Here is a 19524-nt window from a genome sequence, read left to right on the forward strand (position 1 = left end):
CGTCATTTCATCAATCTGCTGAGGGTCTGTGCGGTGAAGTCCACCATGGGGACGACGCGGGCATAGTTCAACCGGGTTGGGCCGATCACACCGACCACGCCGACCACCTGCCCGCCGGGTCCGCGATATGGCGCTGCTATGACCGAAGAGCCGCTCAGGGAAAAGAGCTTGTTCTCCGAGCCGATGAAGATCTTGGTCGCGGCACCGGCGCGGGCGCTGTCCAGCAGGCGGGCGATCTCGCTCTTGCCCTCCAGCTCATCCAGCAACTGGCGCACGCGCTCGAGATCAGCAGCGGATTGCTCGTCGAGCAGATTGGCCTGGCCGCGCACGATCAGCACCGGGCGGTCCTCGGTATCGCGACTCCACGCTGCCACGCCGCGCGCGACCAGATGGCGCGAAGCCTCATCGAGCGCGGTTTCCTCCGCCTCGATCTGCCCGCTCAGCCACGCCTGCACCTCACTCAGCGTGCGACCGGTGGCGTGGGCGGAGAGATAATTGGCCGCCTCGACCAGCATGGAGGGCGTCGTGCCTGCGGGCAGATCCACAATGCGGTTCTCGACCGTGCCATCCTGCCCGACCAGCACGGCCAGTGCCTGCCGGTCCGACAGCCAGGCAAAGCCGAATTGCTTGAGCAGCGTCTCGCGGCGCGGGACCATCACCAGCCCAGCGCAGGCGGACAAACCCGACAGGAGGGCCGAGGCGGCGTTGAGCGCTTCCTCGATCGGCCCTTCGCCGGTCAATTGCCGCTCGATGGCGCGCTTCTCGTCCTCGGAGGGCTCGGCGACCTGCATCATCGCGTCCACGAACAGGCGAAGACCGGATTCGGTCGGCATCCGCCCGGCCGAGGTGTGCGGCGCGGCGAGCAGCCCCGCTTCCTCCAGATCCTGCATCACATTGCGGATCGACGCCGGCGAGAGGTTGAGCCCGCTCAACCGGCTGATCGTGCGCGAGCCGACCGGCGCCCCGGTGCCGATGTAGGATTCCACGACGACGCGAAAGATATCGCGCGCGCGATCGCTCAAAAGGTTGATGGGCGGCCCGGACATACCCCGTATGTAGGACGGCGCGCGGCGCTGGCCAAGTCGCAACAGGGGCGCTAGAGCGCGGGCAAATTTTGGCAGACAAAAAGGACATGCTCATGCGCCCATCCGGCCGCGCCCCCGACGAAATGCGTACGATCGCCATGGAACCCGGTTTTACCGTCCATGCCGAAGGCAGCTGCCTCGTCTCCTTTGGCGAGACGCGGGTGCTTTGCACGGCGAGCGTGGAAGAGCGCGTGCCGCCGTTTCTGCGCGGCAAGGGTGAAGGCTGGGTGACGGCGGAATATGGCATGCTCCCCCGCGCCACGCACACGCGTGGGTCACGCGAGGCAGCCAAGGGAAAGCAGTCCGGCCGCACGCAGGAAATCCAACGCCTCATCGGCCGCTCGCTGCGCGCGGTGGTGGACCTCAAGGCCCTCGGCGAACGGCAGATCACGCTCGATTGCGACGTCATTCAGGCGGACGGCGGGACCCGCACGGCCAGCATCTCGGGCGCCTGGGTGGCGCTGCGGATCGCGGTCGACAAGCTGCTCGCCAGCGGCGCGCTGACCACAGATCCGATCCAGGCGAAGGTCGCGGCGGTCTCCTGCGGCATCTATCAGGGCAATCCGGTGCTCGACCTCGATTATATCGAGGACAGCAATGCCCATGCCGACGCGAACTTCGTGCTGCTCTCCAACGGCAACATTGCCGAGGCTCAGGCCACGGCGGAAGGCGCAACCTATGACGAGGAAGCGCTGCTGCGCCTGCTGCGCCTCGCACGCATCGGCTGCACGCAGATCTTCGCCGCGCAGGACCGCGCCACGGGGCGGTAAGTCAGTTTGGAAAAACGAAGGGGGATATCGAATGACAATCTGGCGATCATGTTTGGGCTTGGCGCTCCTTATCACCCCGACAGTGGCAATTGCGCAGGCCCCGAACGCGCAAACGAGGGGCATCACCTATGCCTGCGATACGGCTCCGGGGCATTTCTCCGAGCTGACATTTCCCGTGCCGGAGGGCTCGGTGACAGTATCCGGGAAAATGAAGCTGCTGAACATCGCCAAAGATAGCAAGTGGGCACCGCTTGCGCGCGTTCACTTCATGGCTGCGTCGCCGCCGGGACAATCCTCGGGTGATCAGGCCGGCTTCATCTTGAAAGCATTGCTCGCCAGCAAGGTAGGGTTGAAGACCAGGGACAGGAATGCTGTCGTGCAATACCTCCAGTGGGATGAGTTCCACGGTGGACAAGAAGTCGAACATCAGCTCTTCGGCATCGCGGAAGATGCCCCGGTCTATGATTTCTCTCTAACGTTCGACGGTCAGTCCGTCGTGGGCACGATCGCTGGCGAAGAAACGAGAATAGCGTTCGCGGTGCCGGACCCCGTGGTGCGTATCGTCTGCTCCACTGGCGAATTTCTCTTTACAGACCTAAAAATCACCTCGGCCCGATGAACGCAATGACCGGCAAACTGGAACCCGGCAAGCTCGTCATCGCGAGCCACAATGAAGGCAAGGTGCGTGAGATCAGCGCGCTGCTCGGGCCTTATGGCATGGCGCCGGTGTCTGCCGGATCGCTCGGCCTGCCCGAGCCGGAAGAGACCGGCACCACCTTCGCGCAAAACGCCGCACTCAAGGCGCTCGCCTCCGCCACCGCCTCCGGCCTGCCTGCGCTGGCCGATGACAGCGGCCTCGATGTGGCGGCGCTGGGTGGACGGCCCGGCGTCTACACCGCCGATTGGGCAGAGCGGCAATGGTTCGAGGGCGAGCCCGGGCGCGACTGGTATATGGCGATGGGCAAGGTGGAGGGGCTGCTCTGCGCGCAAGGCCCGCAGGTGGACCGCAGCGCGGCCTTCGTCTGCACGCTCTGCCTCGCCTGGCCGGATGGCGAGACCGTTTTGTTCGAGGGCCGCGTCGCCGGCAGTCTCGTCTGGCCGCCGCGCGGCGCGCAGGGCTTTGGCTATGATCCGGTGTTCCTGCCGACCGGGGCGACGCAGACGTTCGGCGAGATGCCCATCGAGGCCAAGCAAGCCGTCAGCCACCGTGCCCGCGCCTTCGAGCAACTGGTCGCGGCGCTGTTCTGAAAGGACGCCCTGCGCTCAGCGCCCCGCGTAATCGACCGACGCGCGGTGCCCGTAGACATTGCCCGCCGGATCGTAGCGGCACACCAGCACGTCCAGCGTCGCCGTGGGGTGGAGCGCGCAGCCGACGCGGCGCGTGCCGGCCCAGATGATCTGCGAATAATGGCCAACATCCGCCCAATTGCCGCTGCGCGAAATATCCGGCACCGGCGCATCCAGGTAGAGCGCGCGCTCTTCCAGCCAGCTTTCCGCCATTTCCTCATAGGCATAGGCATCGCGGGTGCCGGCCCACAGATTCTCGCCATAGTGGCCCGCGCCGCCGGATTTGTGATGGGCCGCAATCGGGTCCGGCTCCTGCGCCAGCCGGGTAGCGCTCTGCGCCGCATCGGCCGCGAGTTCATCGCTCCACGCTAGCTTCGGCACGCCCCGCGCGGCGCGTTCGCCATTGTGGGCAGCCAGCATGATATCGCGGAAGTGAGCCGCATCGCGCGGCATGGCAGCAGAAGGCGCATCGCCGGCCAGCACGGGCGCCGGCGTCAGGGTGCAGAGCGCGAGCAGGCCAATCGCCGCCCGCATACGCCGTCGCACCACTTCTCGCCCTTCGCCCGCGTCCATGTGCGTCCGCCGTTCCCCCTGCGGTTCCGGTGTGGAACCTAGCTCAGTATGAACGGTTGGGAAAACATTTTCTTCACCAACAAATTGCGTTAAATCATTGTTAATTAATATTTAACCACTGAACCGTGGCATATTCGCCATGGGCTGACTTTGGCGCGCAGTCCGCTATAGCGGCGGCCATGGCCTCTCCCGCGCCGCTTGCCCTCTATATCCACTGGCCGTTCTGCGTGGCCAAATGCCCCTATTGCGACTTCAACAGCCATGTCCGCGACACCGTGGATCAGGCCGCGTGGCGCGCCGCGCTGCTCGCCGATCTGGCCCATGAAGCCGCGCTGCTGCCGGGCCGGACGCTGGGCAGCATTTTCTTCGGCGGCGGCACGCCCTCGCTGATGCCGCCCGAGACGGTGGCCGCGCTGATCGATGCGGCGGCGGGCCACTGGGCGGTCGCGGACGACATCGAGATCACCATGGAGGCCAATCCGAACAGCGCCGAGGCCGCGCGCTTCGCGCAGGTGGCGTCCGCCGGGGTCAACCGCCTTTCGCTGGGCCTGCAGGCGCTGGACGACGATGCCTTGCGCTTTCTGGGCCGGGCGCACGGCGTGGACGAAGGCCTCAGGGCGCTGGCGGCCGCGCAGGCTTGCGTGCCGCGCGTTAGCCTTGACCTCATCTATGCCCGTCCCGGCCAGAGCGAGGCGGACTGGGAGCGCGAACTGGCCCGCGCGCTCGGCTTCGGCACCGATCATCTCTCGCTCTATCAACTGACCATCGAGCCCGGCACGCGGTTCGAAACCGACGTGCGCCGGGGCACGCTGGTGCCCGCCGATGCGGACCATGCCGCCACGCTGTTCGAGTTGACGCAGGCCATGACATTGGCGGCCCGCCGCCCGGCCTATGAAGTCTCCAACCATGCCGCGCCGGGGCAGGAGAGCCGGCACAACCTCGCTTACTGGCGTTATGCCGATTATGCCGGCGTTGGCCCCGGCGCGCATGGTCGGCGCGGCGGCATGGCCACCGTGCGTCATCGCAAGCCCGAGAACTGGATGGCCGCGCTGCACCGCAACGGCCATGGTCTCGCCGAGGAGCGGGTGCTCCCCGCCGGCGAACAGGCGGCCGAAGCGCTGATGATGGGCCTGCGCCTTGCCGAGGGGATCGATCTGGCCGCGCTCAGCCAGCGCACCGGGTTGGACCGCCCGTCGCTAGTGGACAAGGACGCCATTGCAAAGCTGGTCGGCCATGGCCTGCTCGAGCAAACCGGCGAGCGCCTGCGCGTCACCCCGGCCGGAATGCTACTGCTGGATGCCATTCTGGCGGAAATCGTGATGGCAGGCTGAGGCGACCACGCTCCGCCCTCATTAACCATTCGACCATTTGGGTTAACTCGTGGATAATGGCCACAGTCCTTCCCACCCGAGTCAGCTCATCTGAGGGAAGGCGTCAACTTCGTGGGGGAGTAGACATGGCCTTTCCGATCCTTTCCAAAATCGTATCGCGCCGGTCCGGCGTGATCATCGCTGCCTGTGCGCTTGCGCTGCAAGGGAGCGCTACACAGGCCCTGACAATCGCTGGTCTCAAGGGCCAGGGCCTCGATCACATCTATGGCAGCTATGCGCCGCGCGGCGATTGCAGCGAGGAGCCCCGCGTCACGATTGACGACAAGGGCATGACCTTCCGCGCCCATGGCCGCACCGTCACGCCGCCGCGCGTCGAATATGCAGTGAGCTTCATGGGGCCGAGCTATGAGGGGATCACGGCCGTGTTCATGCCGTTCCCGATCAGCCCCAGCGATTCCGGGCGCGTCTATATGTACGTCAATGATGACGAAAAGGCCGGGGTCATCCGGTTCGAGGACAATCTGATGCGCGGTCAGAGACCTGACCCTTTTCATGCCGCCTTTACGGCAGGCGGATTGTTCATGCTCTGCAAGGGCAGCGCGGCGGTCGGCACGCCAGCCTCGACGACGCCCCGACCAGCGGCAACACCGGCCGCCGCCGTGCAGGGCATCCCGGCGGAATGGACGAACCTCGCCAGCCTCGTGGGCAAATATCCGGGCAGCTACGCCAAAGATAATATCGATCTGCTGGATCGCGGCGCCGTCGCGACGGCGCTCAAGGCCCGGCTAGGGCCGAAGATGGACGTGCTGCGGACCAATCTCTCAGTCGTCACCCCGCTCAAGCGCGTCGGGAATTATTATTATCTCTCCGGCAACGCCCAGCACAAGGGCGGCGAGGAGCAGGCCTATATCATGATCGACCCCGCCCGGCGGGCGGTGCAGGTGGGCCTGTGGGAACGCGGCAAGCTGAGCGTTTACGCCCCCGCCACCGGTACACGGCTGCCCGTCGCGCCCGAGATCAAGACCCTGCTCGATAACAGTCCGCCCGAGACGGCGGTGGCCCTGCCCGGCACGCCGTGGGAAGTCGTGCCCGTCGCCGGGCGCGCGCCCATGGCCTATGTCAGCGCCGCAGCATCCCCCAACATCGAAGCCCTCAGCCTCTATTGCGAGGGCGGGAAGCCTTATATGGCGATGCTGCTCAACAAGCCGGCCACCGGCAACGCCTTGACGATGACCTGGAATTTCGCCGGCCGCCTGGTCAACATTCCCGTCCAGCGTGGCAGCGCCAACGGCACCCACTGGATCGGCGGCATCACCGGCACACCTTTGGTGCCGCTGCTGACCCAGCAGAAAGGAACGGCGATGCTGCGGATCAACGGCAGGCTGGAGGGCGAGGCATCGCTCAGCAATGCGACGATGGCGCTGCGCGCGGCCTTGCGGGGCTGCGTGAAGATGTGATCCGACAGGGGCGGATGGCCTCGCAGGCCATCACTCCCGCCATTTCCCCCGCCCGGCCTTCACCGACGCGCGCTTGGTCTTGCCCTCGACACGGCGCACCTGCGAGGCTTTGGTGGGCTTGGTCGGCTTGCGTTTCTTGGGCACGATGGTCGCCTGCGCGATCAGATCGCACAGCCGCTGGCGCACCTCGCGCCGGTTCTCGAACTGCGAGCGCGAGCCCTCGCTGCGCAGGATGAGCACCCCCTCCCCCGACATCCGTGCGCCCGCCAGCGCTGCGAGGCGCACCTTGACCGCCTCCGGCAGCGACGGCGAACCGGCGACATCGAAGCGCAGAATGACCGCGCTGTCGGTGGTATTGACATGCTGACCGCCAGCCCCGGACGCGCGTGTTGCGCTCTCGAGAAGCTCGTCCTCATCGATGCTGATCGATCGCGTGATCTGGATGCGCGGCATGGCCCCTCATCACCCGGCGCGGGGCACTGTCGCAAGAGCCAATCGCTGCCGGGCCTGACGATCAGTTTCCGTTGGTGGGGGCGCCGGGAGACAGCAGCGGCGCCTCACTCGGCACCGAAGGCGAGGACGCGGCGGGAGGCGGGGCCGGATTCGCAGACGCGGGCTGGGATGTGGTGCGTGCAGGCGCGGATCGGACCGGCGGCGGTGAGGCCTGCCGCTCGGTCCGCGCTGCGGGCGCAGGTGCGGCTGTCGCGGCGCGTGGCTGCGCCTGTGTTCGAATTTGGGCCGGGCGCGCGGCAGGACTAAGCGCCGGCGCAACAGCCGACACCGGCGGAGCGACCTCTTCAGGCAGAGGACTGGCCGGCGCAGTGCTGTTCGACGCGGCCTCGGGCACCACGCTCTCCATCGCAGCGGCGGGCTCGCTCGAGGGACCGAAGGCGCCCAGCCGCTCGCCGAGCATGAGAGCGCCCGCCGCAAACAACGCCAGCGCAATCAGCCCGACCAAGCCCATTGCCGCGATCCACACCGTCCCCATCCGGCGGACGTGGCGGGCGGAGGTCGTCGCCGCATCGCTCAGCTCGCCGGAGAGAGAAACCTCGGTCCAATCCGTCAGCGCTCGCCGCATCGCTGCAGCCAGTGGGACCGTGAGCGCGAGACCAACGAGCGCCGCCAGCAGCGCCATCATCATGCCGCTAAAGAAGGTCAGCGCCACCTGCGACAAGGCATCCGGCCCCAGACTGTCCCGTGCGAGTAGACTGAGGCAAAGGCCGCCGGCATTCAGCAGAACCAGCATCGTCAGCGCCCAGCGATAGAGCGCGGAGGTCTCCTCCACCAAGCGCGTCATGCCGGCGCCCAGCCGCTCCACGCCACGGCGCCCTACGTCCCGGCCCAGCGCCCGCATCTCCTCCGCTTCGCTCACGCCTGTCTGCCCGATCGGCTCCATGGCTGCTTCCCCGTTTCGTTAACCGCCCGATAATCCTGAGCCTGAAGACCATGCGGCGGCCCGATCCGCAAGAGCCAAGAGGCTGGCGCGGGTGGCAGGCGGCGCCTAAATGGGCAGGCATGTACGATTTTTCTCCCGCAACGGGCAGCGACAAGCCCGCTCTTTATGCCGATCTCCTCGCTGCGGCGCGCGCGCTGACCGAGGGCGAGCCGGACGCCATCGCCAATATGGCGAATGTCGCGGCGCTGATCTGGCAATATGTCCCGGACCTCAACTGGGCCGGCTTCTACCGGCTGGTGGATGACGTGCTGGTGCTCGGCCCGTTTCAGGGCAAGCCTGCCTGCATCCGCATCGCGCCGGGCAGCGGCGTGTGCGGTACGGCTGCGGCGACCCGGCAGGTCCAGCGCGTCGAGGATGTCCACGCCTTCCCTGGCCACATCGCCTGCGATGCCGCCTCCGCATCGGAACTGGTCGTGCCGGTGATCCACGAAGGCGCGCTGATCGGCGTGCTCGATCTCGACAGCCCCCGCCCCGCCCGCTTCGACGAGGCCGACGCCGCCGGGCTGGACGCGCTCTGCGCAGCAATCGCCCCCGCTCTGGCAGGCTGACGCACGGGCCTTTCGGCTGATCCACTTTGGGACGCGCGACGGGGCGAGCGGACTCGCCAAGCCGGTAAGGCATTGATAGCCTCCCCTTATCGCTCGCACCAAGGCGCATGACCGCAAGGCGCAACATCGCGGCCGCACGCCCCGAGCGAACTGGAACCGGGGGGCTTTCCAGCAGGGGTCCGGCAGCTTTCGAGCGGCCGGACCCTTAGCGTTTACGGACGGGTGGTGTACACAAGGCGCTCTTGCACGAAAGGGCGGCTTTTCGAGTTTTCAGCTCGAAAGCGGACGTTCCGGACTCGACGACATTGCGGATCTCCCGTCCGTTCGTCCTGAGTAGCTGCTGAGCCTGTCGAAGCGGCGTATCGAAGGACCAGCCTATGCGCTGCGATGCTTCGATACGGCTCTTCGATACGCGCCTGCGGCGCCACTCAGACCCTACTCAGCACGAACGGGGAGGTTTGGCAAAGACCACTCCCCACGACTTTCCAGCCGCAGGCTTAGCCTTACCTGCTCTCAAGTGCGGAACTCCTAGCGCACGACACCCTCCGTTCAGACCGACGCAGGCCGATTATTTGAGAACCCGCCCCTCATGGTCGCGAGTCAGGCTCTGCTCCGGGCGCACGGCGCTTTGCGTTTCTGCGGAGGCTGCCGGCAGCACCAGCCGCTCCCAGCCGGCGCGACCGAGCTTTTCCATTGGCTGATAGCGGACCTTGTAATTCATCCGGTCCGAGCCTTCGACCCAGTAGCCGAGGTAAACATAAGGCAGGCCGGCGCGTTGGGCGCGCAGGATGTGATCGACGATGATGTAGCTGCCAAGGCCATTGCGGCCTTCCAGCTCCGGCTCGAAGAAGCTGTAGATCATCGACAGCCCATCGCCCTGCTTGTCCGTCAGGCAGGCGCCGATCAGCCGACCGGGGCGGCCGTCTTCCCCCGGTTCGCGATATTCGATGAGATAGGTCTCGACCGGCGTCTGCTCGACCATGTCGGCGAAGTCGATCTCGTCCATCTCGGTCATGCCGCCGGTCGGGTGGCGGGCAGCGAGATAGCGTTGGAGCAGCGAGAATTGCTCGTCGGTGGACCAGGGCTTGCACGCCCGCACTACCAGATCGCTATTGCGGCGCACGAGGCGGCGTTGCGTGGCGTTGGGCTTGAATTCGTTCGCCACGATCCGCACCGAGACGCAGGCGGTGCAATCCGCGCAGCTCGGGCGATAGGCGACGTTCTGGCTGCGGCGAAAGCCGATGCGGCCCAGCGCGTCATTGAGTTCGGACGCGTGCTCGCCGGTCAGTTCGGTAAACACCTTCCGCTCCGTGCGCCCAGGCAGATAGGGACACGGTCCGGCATTGGTCATGAAGAACCGCGGAAAGCGGAAAGCAGCGCTCACATCAACTCCCAGCGGCCCGGCAAAGGCCCGTGATTCAATGGCTCAAGAGACTATGCCTCTATCCCCCCAGTGTGAAAAGAGCATTTACCACGGATTTTTCGGGCGGGCTTCTTCCCGCGAGACAATCACAAGCCTTGCTTCTCGCGCCGTCCTGATCGATAGTAAGGTAACGAATAATGGAGAGCCTGCCATGGTGATGCTGACCGATGCCGAACAAGCCATGCTGGAGGGAGAGTCCGGCGCCGCGACGCAAAAGGCCATGGAACTGCTGATCCGCTATGCCGACGCGCTCGGCGCGGAGCGCTTCGTCGAGACCAACAATGTCGCCGGCGTGCCCGGCTCCGCCCCGCAATGGGTGAAGGACCATTATGCGGCGGACGGGGGCGATTACCGCGCGGTCTTCTCCCGCTTCGATCTCGACAGTGACGAGGTGGTCGACGTGCCGCGCATGAACGCCTTTTCCTGCCATCTGCAGGGCGGCATGGACCCCACGCTGTGGCAGGAGCAGGGCATGACGGCGGAGGCGCACGACAATTTCGTCTCCGACGAGGCGGAAGTCGCCGCCCACGGTATCCAGATCCTCAAGACCTGCACGCCCTATCTCGCCGGCAATGTGCCCGTGATGGGCGAGCATTGCGCGTGGATGGAATCGAGCGCGGTGGTGTTCGCCAACTCGGTCATCGGCGCGCGGACCAATTGCGAGGGGCGCGAATCCACCAGCGCCGCGATGCTGGCCAAGCGCATTCCCGACTGGGGATTCCACCGGGACGACTTCCGCAAGGGCCAGCACAGCGTGGACGTGCAAGTACCGGTCGACAGCATCTTCGAATGGGGAATGCTCGGCTATTTCGTCGGCGATGCGGTGCAGGACACGATCCCCGTCATCACTGGCGACATCAGCGAGGCGAGCCTCATCCGCCACAAGCATTTCGGCGCGGCGGCGGCCTCCTCCGGCGGCGTCGAGATGTATCACATGGTCGGCATCACCCCCGAGGCGCCAAGCGTGGAGACGGCCTTCGGCGGAGCAGCCAAGGGCGAGCGCTTCGTCTATGACGCGGCGGCGCGGCGGCGCATCTACGAGACGCTGAACAGCGTCGGCTCCAGCGAGGATGTTGATTATGTCATGCTCGGCTGCCCGCATTATTCCATCGAGCAGATCGCCCAGGTCTGCGCGCTGATCGAGGGACGCAAGGTGAGCGCCAACAGCGCCTTGTGGGTGTTCACCAGCCGCGCGGTGAAGGCGACGGCGGACGCCAATGGCTATTCCAAGATCCTGCGTGATGCGGGCGCCTACCTCATGACCGACACCTGCTCGGCGATCAGCCAGGCGGTGCCCAAGGGCACGAAGGTTGCCGCGCTCGATAGCGCCAAGCAGGTGCATTATCTGCCGGCAATGATGGGCATCGAGGGCTGGTATGGCACCACCGCCGACTGTGTGGATGCCGCCTGTACCGGCAAGTGGAAAGGAGCCCTGGCATGAGCGACGTTCTGGACAAGCCCCGCCTCATCATCCGCGGTCGCTCTGTCGTGCCCGGCGTCGCCGAGGGCGAGGCGCTGGTGACGCGCGAGACGATCTCCGGCTGGGGCGGCGTCAACCCGATGAGCGGTACGGTGATCGAGAGCCGCCATGAGCTGAAGGGCCAGAGTTTTGCCGGCAAGGTGCTGGTCTTCCCCGGCGCCAAGGGCTCCTCGGGCTGGTCGAGCATCTTCCACATGTCCAAGCTGCGCGGCGCCTCGCCGGTGGCGATGGTGTTCAATATCATGACCACAAAGGCCGCGCTGGGCGCCGTGGTGATGCGCACGCCGACCGTGACCGAGTGCGACCAGGACCCGCTCGACGCCATCCGCACCGGCGACTGGGTGCGGGTGGATGGCGATGCCGGGACGATTACGGTTTGGGATCGCAGGCCGGGGTGAACGGCAGGTGCGGATCGGCCTTCCCCTGATCCTCATCCCTCGTCATTCCCGCGAACGCTGGAATCCAGCTTCGACACTGCCCCCAGCGGAAGCGCTGACCTGGATTCCCGCGTTCGCGGGAATGACGAAGTATGAGGTTATCCGCGCAGGCTTCGGCTCGCTACCTCACCGCCGCGCCATGATGCTCTGCGCCACGGCCTCGGCGACCTTGATGCCGTCCATCGCCGCCGAGAGGATGCCGCCGGCATAGCCCGCGCCCTCGCCGGCGGGGAACAGGCGGGCGACGTTGAGGCTCTGATAGTCCTTGCCGCGGGTGATGCGGATCGGTGAGGAGGTGCGCGTTTCCACGCCAGTCATCACCACATCGGGATGATCGTAGCGCGCGATCTGGCGGCCGAAGGCGGGGATCGCCTCATGGAAGGATTCCAGCACGAAATCCGGCAAACACGATGATAGGTCCGTCATCTTGACGCCCGGCTTGTAGGAGGGGGTGATGCTGCCCAGTTCCGTGGACGCGCGGCCGGCCAGAAAATCCCCCACCGTCTGCCCCGGCGCGCAATAGTTGGAGCCGCCCGCGACGAAGGCCAGCGATTCCCAATGCCGCTGCAGCGCGATCCCCGCCAGCGGCCCATCGGGATAATCGCGGGCGGGATCGATGCCGACCACCAGCCCCGAATTGGCATTGAACTCGGCGCGGGAATATTGGCTCATGCCATTGGTGACGACACGCCCTTCCTCGGAGGTCGCCGCGACCACCCGGCCGCCCGGGCACATGCAGAAGCTGTAGACGGTGCGCCCGTTCGCGCAGTGATGGCTGAGGCTATAGGCCGCCGCGCCCAGCACCGGATGCTTGGCGTACCGCCCGTAGCGCGCCTCATCCACCCAGGCCTGCGGATGCTCGATGCGCACGCCGAGCGAGAAAGGCTTTGGCTCGATGAACACGCCCCGCTCGTGCAGCATCTCGAAGGTCGGCCGGGCGCTGTGGCCGACGGCGAGGACGACATGATCGGCCTCCAGAAAGCTGCCATCGTGCAAATGGAGCCCGCGCAGGGCCATGCTGCCATCCGGGCTGCGATCCAGCTCCAGCCCGTCCACCCGCGTCTGCCAGCGATATTCGCCGCCAAGCCCCTCGATGGTGCGGCGCATGCTCTCCACCATGGTGACAAGGCGGAAGGTGCCGATGTGCGGATGCGCCTCGGTGAGGATGTCCTCCGGCGCGCCGGCGCGGACAAACTCCTCCAGCACCTTGCGGCCGAGGAAGCGCGGGTCCTTCACCCGGCAATAGAGCTTGCCGTCCGAAAAGGTGCCCGCCCCGCCCTCGCCGAACTGGACATTGCTATCCGGGTTCAATTGCGAGCGGCGCCACAGGCCCCAGGTATCCTTGGTCCGCTCCCGCACCACCTTGCCGCGATCCACGATGATCGGGCGGAAGCCCATCTGCGCGAGGATCAGCCCCGCGAACAGCCCGCACGGCCCGGCGCCGATGACCACCGGGCGCAGGCCGGACCAGCCCTCCGGCGCGCGGGCGACGAAGCGATAGTCCGTATCCGGGCGCGGGCGCACATCCTTGTCGCCCACGAACCGCGCTAGCACGGCGGCTTCGTCGCGCAGGGCAACGTCCACGGAATAGACGAGCAGGATCGCACTCTTGCGCCGCGCATCATTGCCGCGCCGCACGACCTCATGGCTGAGCAGATCGGCCTGCGGAATGCCAAGGCGCGCGGCAATGGCGGGCGCGAGCGCATCGTCCGGGTGATCGAGGGGCAAGGTTAGACCGGTCAGGCGGATCATCGCGCCGCCCTAGCGCGTGTGGGGCGGGAGGGGAATGGGGGTGTTTGGGGTGACGGACCGTCTTCGGCAAGCTATGTGACAATCAGGGAGCAGTGTTCGACACAAACAAGATAAGTGCAAAATAGACGGGGGCTGATAGCGTGGGCATAAATTGGTTCGAGGGGGGCAGGCGGGTCAGCTACCTCATCTCAGGCATCGGCATAATCGTAGGCGTTTTCGTTCTCTTTTCAGAAGGGCCTACCACCTATGTTGTATTTGATACTGAAACTCCTGATGATCCTTGGACCTTCACCACGACCCCCTGCGATTACCCTGACCTAAGCGAATACACCGCACGGAATATATTAATAGGGGGAAAGGAAGAAGATATTATCCTTTGTTTTAGAACGAAGGACACCAAAATCCTTTACAAGCGCGCTGAACAAGACACTTCGAAACAATGGACTTATTGGACCAACGACCAGTATAATGAAGAAGTGTCGAACTACGTTTCTGCTCGTGTGGAAAACTTCCGCCTGACACCCGAAATGATCCGAGCGGCCAACACGGGTTTTTCTAACCACCGCTGGTCTGAGTGGAAATCCCACGCTTTCGAGACGATTCAGTGGACCGGCGCGTTTTTAATTTTCATGCTCGTCTTGACGACCGCAGTGGGCTGGATCGTGCGAGGGTTTGCAGGTATCCCTCAAGGACACGATTTTAGACCCAAAGGCTGAACCGGTTTTCGATGCCACTCTGAATTATTTGCACAAGTTTTAGCTTACTCACTCCATGGATGCTGAAACAAGTTCAGCATGACGTGCATAGGTGTGGCGGAGCCTTAGTGCGGCGCGCTACTCCTTCCCCTCCCCCTTCAACACCCCCGCCACCAGTGGCCCAACCCGCCCAACAATCGTCTCCACGCCCTGCGGATTGGGATGAATGCCGTCGGGGAGCATGAGGGTGCGGTTGCCGATCACGCCATCGAGGAAGAAGGGGTAGAGCGGCGCGTCGTATTTCTTCGCGAGATCGGTGAAGATCGGATCGAAGGCCTTGGCGTAGTCGGCGCCCATATTGGGGGCGGAGACCATCCCGGTGAGCATGGTGGGGATGCCGCGCTTTTGCAGGTCGGCGAGGATCGCATCGAGATTGGCGCGGGTTTCCTTGGGCTCCAGGCCGCGCAGCATGTCGTTGCCGCCGAGGCCGACGATCACGAGGTCCGGCTTGCGCTCCAGCCCGTCGAGCGTGAAGGCGAGGCGCTGGCGGCCGGCTGCGGTGGTATCGCCCGAGACGCCGGCATTGACCACCTGCGCGGGCACGCCCTGCCCCTCCAGCGCGCGCTCCAGCACGGGGGCAAAGCCCTCGCGTGGCCCAAGATTGTAACCAGCGTAGAGGCTGTCCCCGAAGACCACGACCAGCTTGCGGTCCGCGACCGGGGCGCTGCTGGCGTTAGCGGCATTTGCCGTATTGGAGAGGGCTGCGGCGGCGTTATTGCCGGCACTGGCATCCCCCTGAGTGTCGGGACTTTGTGAAGAACAGGCGAGCAGTGCTTGGACAAGCAGCAATGAGACACCATAACGAGTAAACGTCTTTGCCACGCGAGGCCCTTTCCGCATGCATGCACCCATCGATGCCTCCCATATCGCGATCCGCGCCCGCAATGTCACCCTCTCGCTCGGCACGGGCGAGGCGAAGGTGGACATCCTCAAGGGCGTGGACCTGGACATAATGCGCGGGGAGAGCATTGCGATCCTCGGCGCATCGGGATCGGGCAAGTCCTCGCTGATGGCGGTGCTCTCTGGTCTGGAGCAGGCGAGCAGCGGCAGCGTGAGCGTGGCGGGCACGGATTTCAGCACGCTGGATGAGGACGGGCTGGCGCGCGCGCGGCGCGGCCAGATCGGCATCGTGCTGCAGGCATTCCACCTGCTGCCGACGATGACAGCGGTGGAAAATGTCGCGGTGCCGCTGGAGCTGGCGGGGCTTGAGGATGCCTTTGCCCGGGCGCGCGCGGAGCTGACGGCGGTGGGCCTTGGCCATCGCATCGACCATTATCCCGCGCAGCTTTCCGGCGGGGAGCAGCAGCGCGTGGCGATTGCACGCGCAGTGGCGCCGGGGCCGCAGATCATCTTTGCCGACGAGCCGACCGGCAATCTGGACGGGCACACCGGCGCGGCGATCATCGACCTGCTGTTCACCCGCCAGCAGGCGAGCGGGGCGACGCTGATCATCATCACCCATGATCCCGATCTGGCCCAGCGCTGCGACCGCATCGTGGAAATGCGCGACGGGCTGATCGTGGAGGGCGCGGCCGCATGAGGGCGGCGCGCACGAGGACTTTGGGCCTGCGGGCGAGCTGGTCCATTGCCCGGCGCGATCTAAACGCGGGCCTGCGCGGACTGCGGCTGCTGTTCGTCTGCCTGTTCCTGGGCGTGGCGACGCTGGCGGCGATCGGCAGCCTGACGACCTCCATCACCAGCGAGATTTCCGCACGGGGGCAGACGATCCTGGGCGGCGATATCGAGGCGCGGATGAGCCAGCGCGAGGCGAGCGAGGCCGAGAAGCAGACGCTGCGCGCGCTGGGCACGATGAGCGAGACGATCCGGCTGCGGGCGATGGCGAATGCAGTGGGGGCCGGCGATACCGATGGCCCCGCGGCAGTGCTGACCGAACTCAAGGGCGTCGATGGCGCCTATCCGCTCTATGGCAAGCTGCTGCTCCGCGCGGGGAGCTATGCCTCGCTGCCCGCCGACCGCATCCTGATCGGCGAGGCGCTGGCGGAGCGGCTGCAGATCAAGCCCGGCAATGCGCTGCGCTATGGCACCGCGACCTTCACCATCGCCGGCATCATCGCCGAGGAGCCGGACCGGGTGGGCGAAGGCTTTACGCTGGGGCCGGTCGCCATCGTCTCGCTCGAGGGGCTACGACGCACGGGGCTGATCCAGCCGGGCAGCCTCTATGAGAGCAAATATCGCGTCCGCGTGGCGCCGGGCACCGATGTCGAGGCGCTGCGCAAGCGGCTGGAGGACGAGCAGGCCGAGGCAGGCTGGTCGTTCCGCGACCGGGAGAATGCGGCGCCGGGCACCAGTCGCTTCATTGAGCGCATGGGGCAGTTCCTGAGCCTCATCGGCCTCACCGCGCTGGTGACCGCGGGCATCGGGGTGAGCAATGGCGTCTCCTCCTATCTCGCGATCAAGCGTGGCGGCATCGCAACCTTCAAGGTGCTGGGGGCAACCTCGGCGGATATCGAGCGGATCTATCTGATGCAGATCGGCACGGTCGCGGCGATCGCCATTGCCTGCGGGTTGATCGCGGGCGCGCTGCTGCCGCCGGCGCTGATCGCCGTGCTGGGCGATGTTCTGCCGGTGCAGCCGGGCTTCCGCATCCATCCGCTGCCGCTCATCACGAGCGCGGCTTATGGCCTGCTGATCGCCTATATCTTCACCCTTCCGCCGCTCGACCGGGCGCGAACGCTGCCGGTCGCCGCGATCCTGCGCGCGCATGTCGAGCCGCGCAGCCGGCTGGACCGGCGCAGCGTGGCGGGCGTGGTGCTGGGCGTGCTGGCGGTGCTGGCGATAGCGCTCGGCACGGCGCGCGAGCCGTTGTTTTCTGCTGCGGTGCTGGGGGCGACGGCGGCGGTGCTGGGCGTGCTGCTGCTGCTCGGCTGGGGGATCAGCGCGATTGCCCGGCGCGTGCCGCGCCCGCGTCGGCCGCTCTGGCGCCTCGCCATCGCCAATCTCTATCGCCCCGGCGCGCAGACGTCCGCGCTGGTGATCGCGCTGGGGCTGGCGCTCACGCTGTTCGTCACGCTGGCCGGCGTGCAGACCAGCCTCACCGCCGAGATCGACCGGACGGTGCCCAAGAAGGCGCCCAACCAGTTCGTGCTCGATATTCCGTCCGATCAGGAAGCGCGCTTCCGGCAGATCGTGGCGCAAGAGGCGCCGGCGGCGGAGCTGAACGTCGTCCCGGCGCTGCGCGGGCGCATCGTCGCTTATGCCGGGCAGCGCGTCGCCGACATGGAGACGCTGCCCGAAGGCGCCTGGTTCCTGCGCGGCGAGCGCGGCGTGACCTATAGCGCGACGCTGCCGGAGGGAAGCGATCTGGTCGCGGGCCAGTGGTGGACGCCCGATTATGCCGGTCCGCCGCTCATCTCGCTGGACGAAGAGGCAGCGAAGACCCTCAACCTCAAGATCGGCGACAGCATGACGGTGAGCGTGCTCGGTCGCGAAATCGAAGCCAAAATCGCCTCGCTGCGCAAGGTGAATTGGGACAGCATGGGGTTCAATTACGTCATGGTCTTCTCGCCCAGCGCGCTGGCAAGTGCGCCGCACAGTCTCACCGCCACCATCACCATGGACGAAGCGCAAGGCGCGGGCGTGACGCGCGCGCTGCTCGCCGCCTTCCCGGGCGTCTCGGTGATCGCGGTGGCCGAAGTGGTGGAGCAGATCAGCGGGCTGCTGGAGCAGATGTCCGGCGCCATCGTGGCGGCGGCCTCCATCGCCATCTTCGCGGGCGTCGCGGTGCTGATCGGCGCCATCGCTGCCTCAAGGCAGGCGCGCAGCTATGACAGCGTGATCCTCAAGACGCTGGGCGCGACGCGATGGCAGATCCTCGGCACGCAGGCCATGGAATATGCGCTGCTCGCCGCCACGCTGGCGCTGGTTTCGCTGGCGCTCGGCATGGGCGCGGCCTGGTATGTCATCGTACAGGTGTTCGAGTTTGGCTGGGCGCCGGACTGGGGCGTGGTGCTGGCGACATTGGCGGGCGGCGCGATCATCACGCTGGGCATCGGGCTGGCGGGATCGATCCCACTGATGTCGCTGCGGCCCTCGCGGGCCCTGCGGGAATTGTAAGGGTAGAAATTTGTCCACAGCTTATGTGCACTTGTAGACATAAGTCCGCTTTACAGGCGCCTAGGGTCCCTCTTATGGTTAATGCATCTCAGAAGCATGACCATTTCACGGATCATCAAACGGCCGATGAAGCATTCCTTGAGCCTTTTGACAGGTCTTTTTGCGCTCTATGGCTTGCCCAGGCCATGGGCGATCGCAAAGCAGCTTTCCGGGCAATTCGCCTCGCTGGCTGAGCTGGTCCACGCTCCACCGGACGTCCTCAAATTGCGGGGCGCTTCGGAGGCCCAGATACGCGCGATCAAGGATTTTCGAAGTCTTCATCTCAGTGTGCTGGCATCGGAAGCGCTGAAGGCCAGACAGCCGCTCGATGCTGACAAGATGAAACGTCACCTTGCCGCGGAAATCGGGCATTGCCGCGTCGAGCATTTCCATGTCGTCTATCTAAGTCGGCTCAGACATGTGCTCGACAGCCGTACGCATTGGTCAGGAGGATATGACAGCACCCCAGTCTATGTGCGGGAAATCGTAGCGACCGCCATCACTCTTGGGGCAACAAACCTCATCCTTGCGCACAACCATCCTTCCGGCATCGCCGAGCCGAGCAAAGCCGACCGGATCATGACGGACCAAATCATCAAAGCGGCGCGGGCCTTGGACATTCATGTGGCAGACCACTGGGTTATCGCCGGTCAGGCCGTCTTCAGCTTCGCCGAACACGGCCTGTTGTAGCGCGTGGCGGGCGCGGCAATGGCTGGCAGGGTTGACGTGGCTTCAGGCCGTGTAGGGTGGCGGAACCTTTACTCGGGGGCAGTTAGTCCGCTTTGATGCTCGGTGGTCAGAGGGCGAACGTCAGAGAAGGCTTGGCTAGAGACCGACGTTGTGGCGTTGCTCGCTTTCAACCGCTACGTCTCCCATCATGATCCGATACTTTCCAATCGAAAGCGGCGCGCCTTGGAATCATGCCGACCACGCTGATCTGATGTCTTTTGATTGGCAGCTGAATCGAGCGACGTTTGAGATAGCAGATGGTGATCGGCTATTTGAGGTCAGGTTTTCGAAAGGCGCTTCGCTAATCGTGCGAATGCTGGATGAATTT

General features: G+C 65.6%; 19 protein-coding genes. 12 read left to right on the forward strand and 7 right to left on the reverse strand.

What is annotated here, in order from left to right; genetic code table 11:
* Positions 1–2: 2 nt before the first annotated feature.
* Positions 3–1046, reverse strand: coding sequence for a heat-inducible transcriptional repressor HrcA (gene hrcA / locus M2336_RS01105; RefSeq protein ID WP_181560616.1), 1044 nt, complete (start codon positions 1044–1046; stop codon positions 3–5).
* Between the two features lie 92 nt (positions 1047–1138).
* On the opposite strand from hrcA, the gene rph reads away from it, so the two are divergent.
* From rph to rdgB, 3 genes are read left to right on the forward strand one after another with little or no spacing between them, the layout of a single operon-like run.
* Positions 1139–1855 carry a ribonuclease PH gene (gene rph, locus M2336_RS01110; protein ID WP_264574919.1) on the forward strand — a complete coding sequence of 239 codons (717 nt, stop codon included), beginning with the start codon at positions 1139–1141 and terminating at the stop codon, positions 1853–1855.
* A 31-nt stretch (positions 1856–1886) separates the two neighbouring features.
* Positions 1887–2474, forward strand: coding sequence for a hypothetical protein (locus tag M2336_RS01115; protein ID WP_264587850.1), 588 nt, complete (start codon positions 1887–1889; stop codon positions 2472–2474).
* 5 nt (positions 2475–2479) lie between these two features.
* The gene (gene rdgB, locus M2336_RS01120; RefSeq protein ID WP_264574920.1) at positions 2480–3103 is read left to right on the forward strand and encodes an RdgB/HAM1 family non-canonical purine NTP pyrophosphatase; all 624 of its coding nucleotides are present in this window, start codon (positions 2480–2482) and stop codon (positions 3101–3103) included.
* A 15-nt stretch (positions 3104–3118) separates the two neighbouring features.
* Here rdgB and M2336_RS01125 read toward each other — a convergent pair whose 3' ends face one another.
* Positions 3119–3715 (reverse strand): CAP domain-containing protein, encoded by a 597-nt coding sequence (locus M2336_RS01125; RefSeq protein WP_264573601.1) that lies wholly within the window; start codon positions 3713–3715, stop codon positions 3119–3121.
* A 179-nt stretch (positions 3716–3894) separates the two neighbouring features.
* On the opposite strand from M2336_RS01125, the gene hemW reads away from it, so the two are divergent.
* Both hemW and M2336_RS01135 read left to right on the forward strand, forming a co-directional pair.
* Positions 3895–5046, forward strand: coding sequence for a radical SAM family heme chaperone HemW (gene hemW / locus M2336_RS01130; RefSeq protein ID WP_264573602.1), 1152 nt, complete (start codon positions 3895–3897; stop codon positions 5044–5046).
* Between the two features lie 125 nt (positions 5047–5171).
* On the forward strand, positions 5172–6503 hold the full coding sequence (locus tag M2336_RS01135; RefSeq protein WP_264573603.1) for a hypothetical protein: 1332 nt from the start codon (positions 5172–5174) through the stop codon (positions 6501–6503).
* Between the two features lie 30 nt (positions 6504–6533).
* Here M2336_RS01135 and arfB read toward each other — a convergent pair whose 3' ends face one another.
* Together arfB and M2336_RS01145 are read right to left on the reverse strand one after the other, a co-directional pair.
* Complete coding sequence (arfB, locus tag M2336_RS01140; RefSeq protein WP_264573604.1) at positions 6534–6956, reverse strand: alternative ribosome rescue aminoacyl-tRNA hydrolase ArfB; 423 nt, start codon at positions 6954–6956, stop codon at positions 6534–6536.
* Between the two features lie 61 nt (positions 6957–7017).
* Positions 7018–7899 carry a hypothetical protein gene (locus tag M2336_RS01145; protein ID WP_264592496.1) on the reverse strand — a complete coding sequence of 294 codons (882 nt, stop codon included), beginning with the start codon at positions 7897–7899 and terminating at the stop codon, positions 7018–7020.
* A gap of 119 nt (positions 7900–8018) precedes the next feature.
* Between M2336_RS01145 and M2336_RS01150 the strand changes: the two genes are divergently transcribed.
* The gene (locus M2336_RS01150; RefSeq protein ID WP_264592497.1) at positions 8019–8507 is read left to right on the forward strand and encodes a GAF domain-containing protein; all 489 of its coding nucleotides are present in this window, start codon (positions 8019–8021) and stop codon (positions 8505–8507) included.
* A gap of 568 nt (positions 8508–9075) precedes the next feature.
* On the opposite strand, the gene M2336_RS01155 is transcribed toward M2336_RS01150, so the two are convergent.
* Entirely contained in the window at positions 9076–9891 is an 816-nt protein-coding gene (locus M2336_RS01155; RefSeq protein ID WP_319799416.1) for an arginyltransferase, read from the reverse strand.
* Positions 9892–10081: 190 nt separating this feature from the next.
* Here M2336_RS01155 and M2336_RS01160 point away from each other — a divergent pair, with 190 nt between their 5' ends.
* Entirely contained in the window at positions 10082–11371 is a 1290-nt protein-coding gene (locus M2336_RS01160; protein WP_264592498.1) for an aconitase X catalytic domain-containing protein, read from the forward strand.
* On the forward strand, positions 11368–11808 hold the full coding sequence (locus tag M2336_RS01165; protein WP_264587858.1) for an aconitase X swivel domain-containing protein: 441 nt from the start codon (positions 11368–11370) through the stop codon (positions 11806–11808). The genes M2336_RS01160 and M2336_RS01165 overlap by 4 nt, the downstream gene beginning before the upstream one ends.
* Positions 11809–11973: 165 nt before the next feature.
* Here the strand turns inward: M2336_RS01165 and M2336_RS01170 are convergent, their stop codons facing one another.
* Positions 11974–13599, reverse strand: a complete 1626-nt coding sequence (locus M2336_RS01170) for an NAD(P)/FAD-dependent oxidoreductase (protein ID WP_264573609.1) — start codon at positions 13597–13599, stop codon at positions 11974–11976.
* Positions 13600–13739: 140 nt separating this feature from the next.
* On the opposite strand from M2336_RS01170, the gene M2336_RS01175 reads away from it, so the two are divergent.
* Complete coding sequence (locus M2336_RS01175; RefSeq protein WP_264573610.1) at positions 13740–14315, forward strand: hypothetical protein; 576 nt, start codon at positions 13740–13742, stop codon at positions 14313–14315.
* A 117-nt stretch (positions 14316–14432) separates the two neighbouring features.
* Here M2336_RS01175 and M2336_RS01180 read toward each other — a convergent pair whose 3' ends face one another.
* Positions 14433–15194, reverse strand: coding sequence for an arylesterase (locus M2336_RS01180; protein ID WP_264573611.1), 762 nt, complete (start codon positions 15192–15194; stop codon positions 14433–14435).
* Between M2336_RS01180 and M2336_RS01185 the strand changes: the two genes are divergently transcribed.
* The 3 genes from M2336_RS01185 (at position 15193) to M2336_RS01195 (ending at position 19157) form a co-directional block, all read left to right on the forward strand.
* Positions 15193–15894, forward strand: coding sequence for an ABC transporter ATP-binding protein (locus M2336_RS01185; protein ID WP_264573612.1), 702 nt, complete (start codon positions 15193–15195; stop codon positions 15892–15894). The genes M2336_RS01180 and M2336_RS01185 overlap by 2 nt on opposite strands.
* Entirely contained in the window at positions 15891–18428 is a 2538-nt protein-coding gene (locus tag M2336_RS01190) for an ABC transporter permease (protein ID WP_264573613.1), read from the forward strand. Before M2336_RS01185 ends, M2336_RS01190 begins: the two co-directional genes overlap by 4 nt.
* 96 nt (positions 18429–18524) lie before the next feature.
* Positions 18525–19157: a JAB domain-containing protein gene (locus tag M2336_RS01195; RefSeq protein WP_264573614.1), complete on the forward strand. Its 633-nt coding sequence runs from the start codon at positions 18525–18527 to the stop codon at positions 19155–19157.
* The last annotated feature ends 367 nt before the right edge of the window (positions 19158–19524 follow it).

The sequence above is a fragment of the Sphingobium sp. B1D7B genome, assembly GCF_025961965.1.
Classification (GTDB): domain Bacteria; phylum Pseudomonadota; class Alphaproteobacteria; order Sphingomonadales; family Sphingomonadaceae; genus Sphingobium.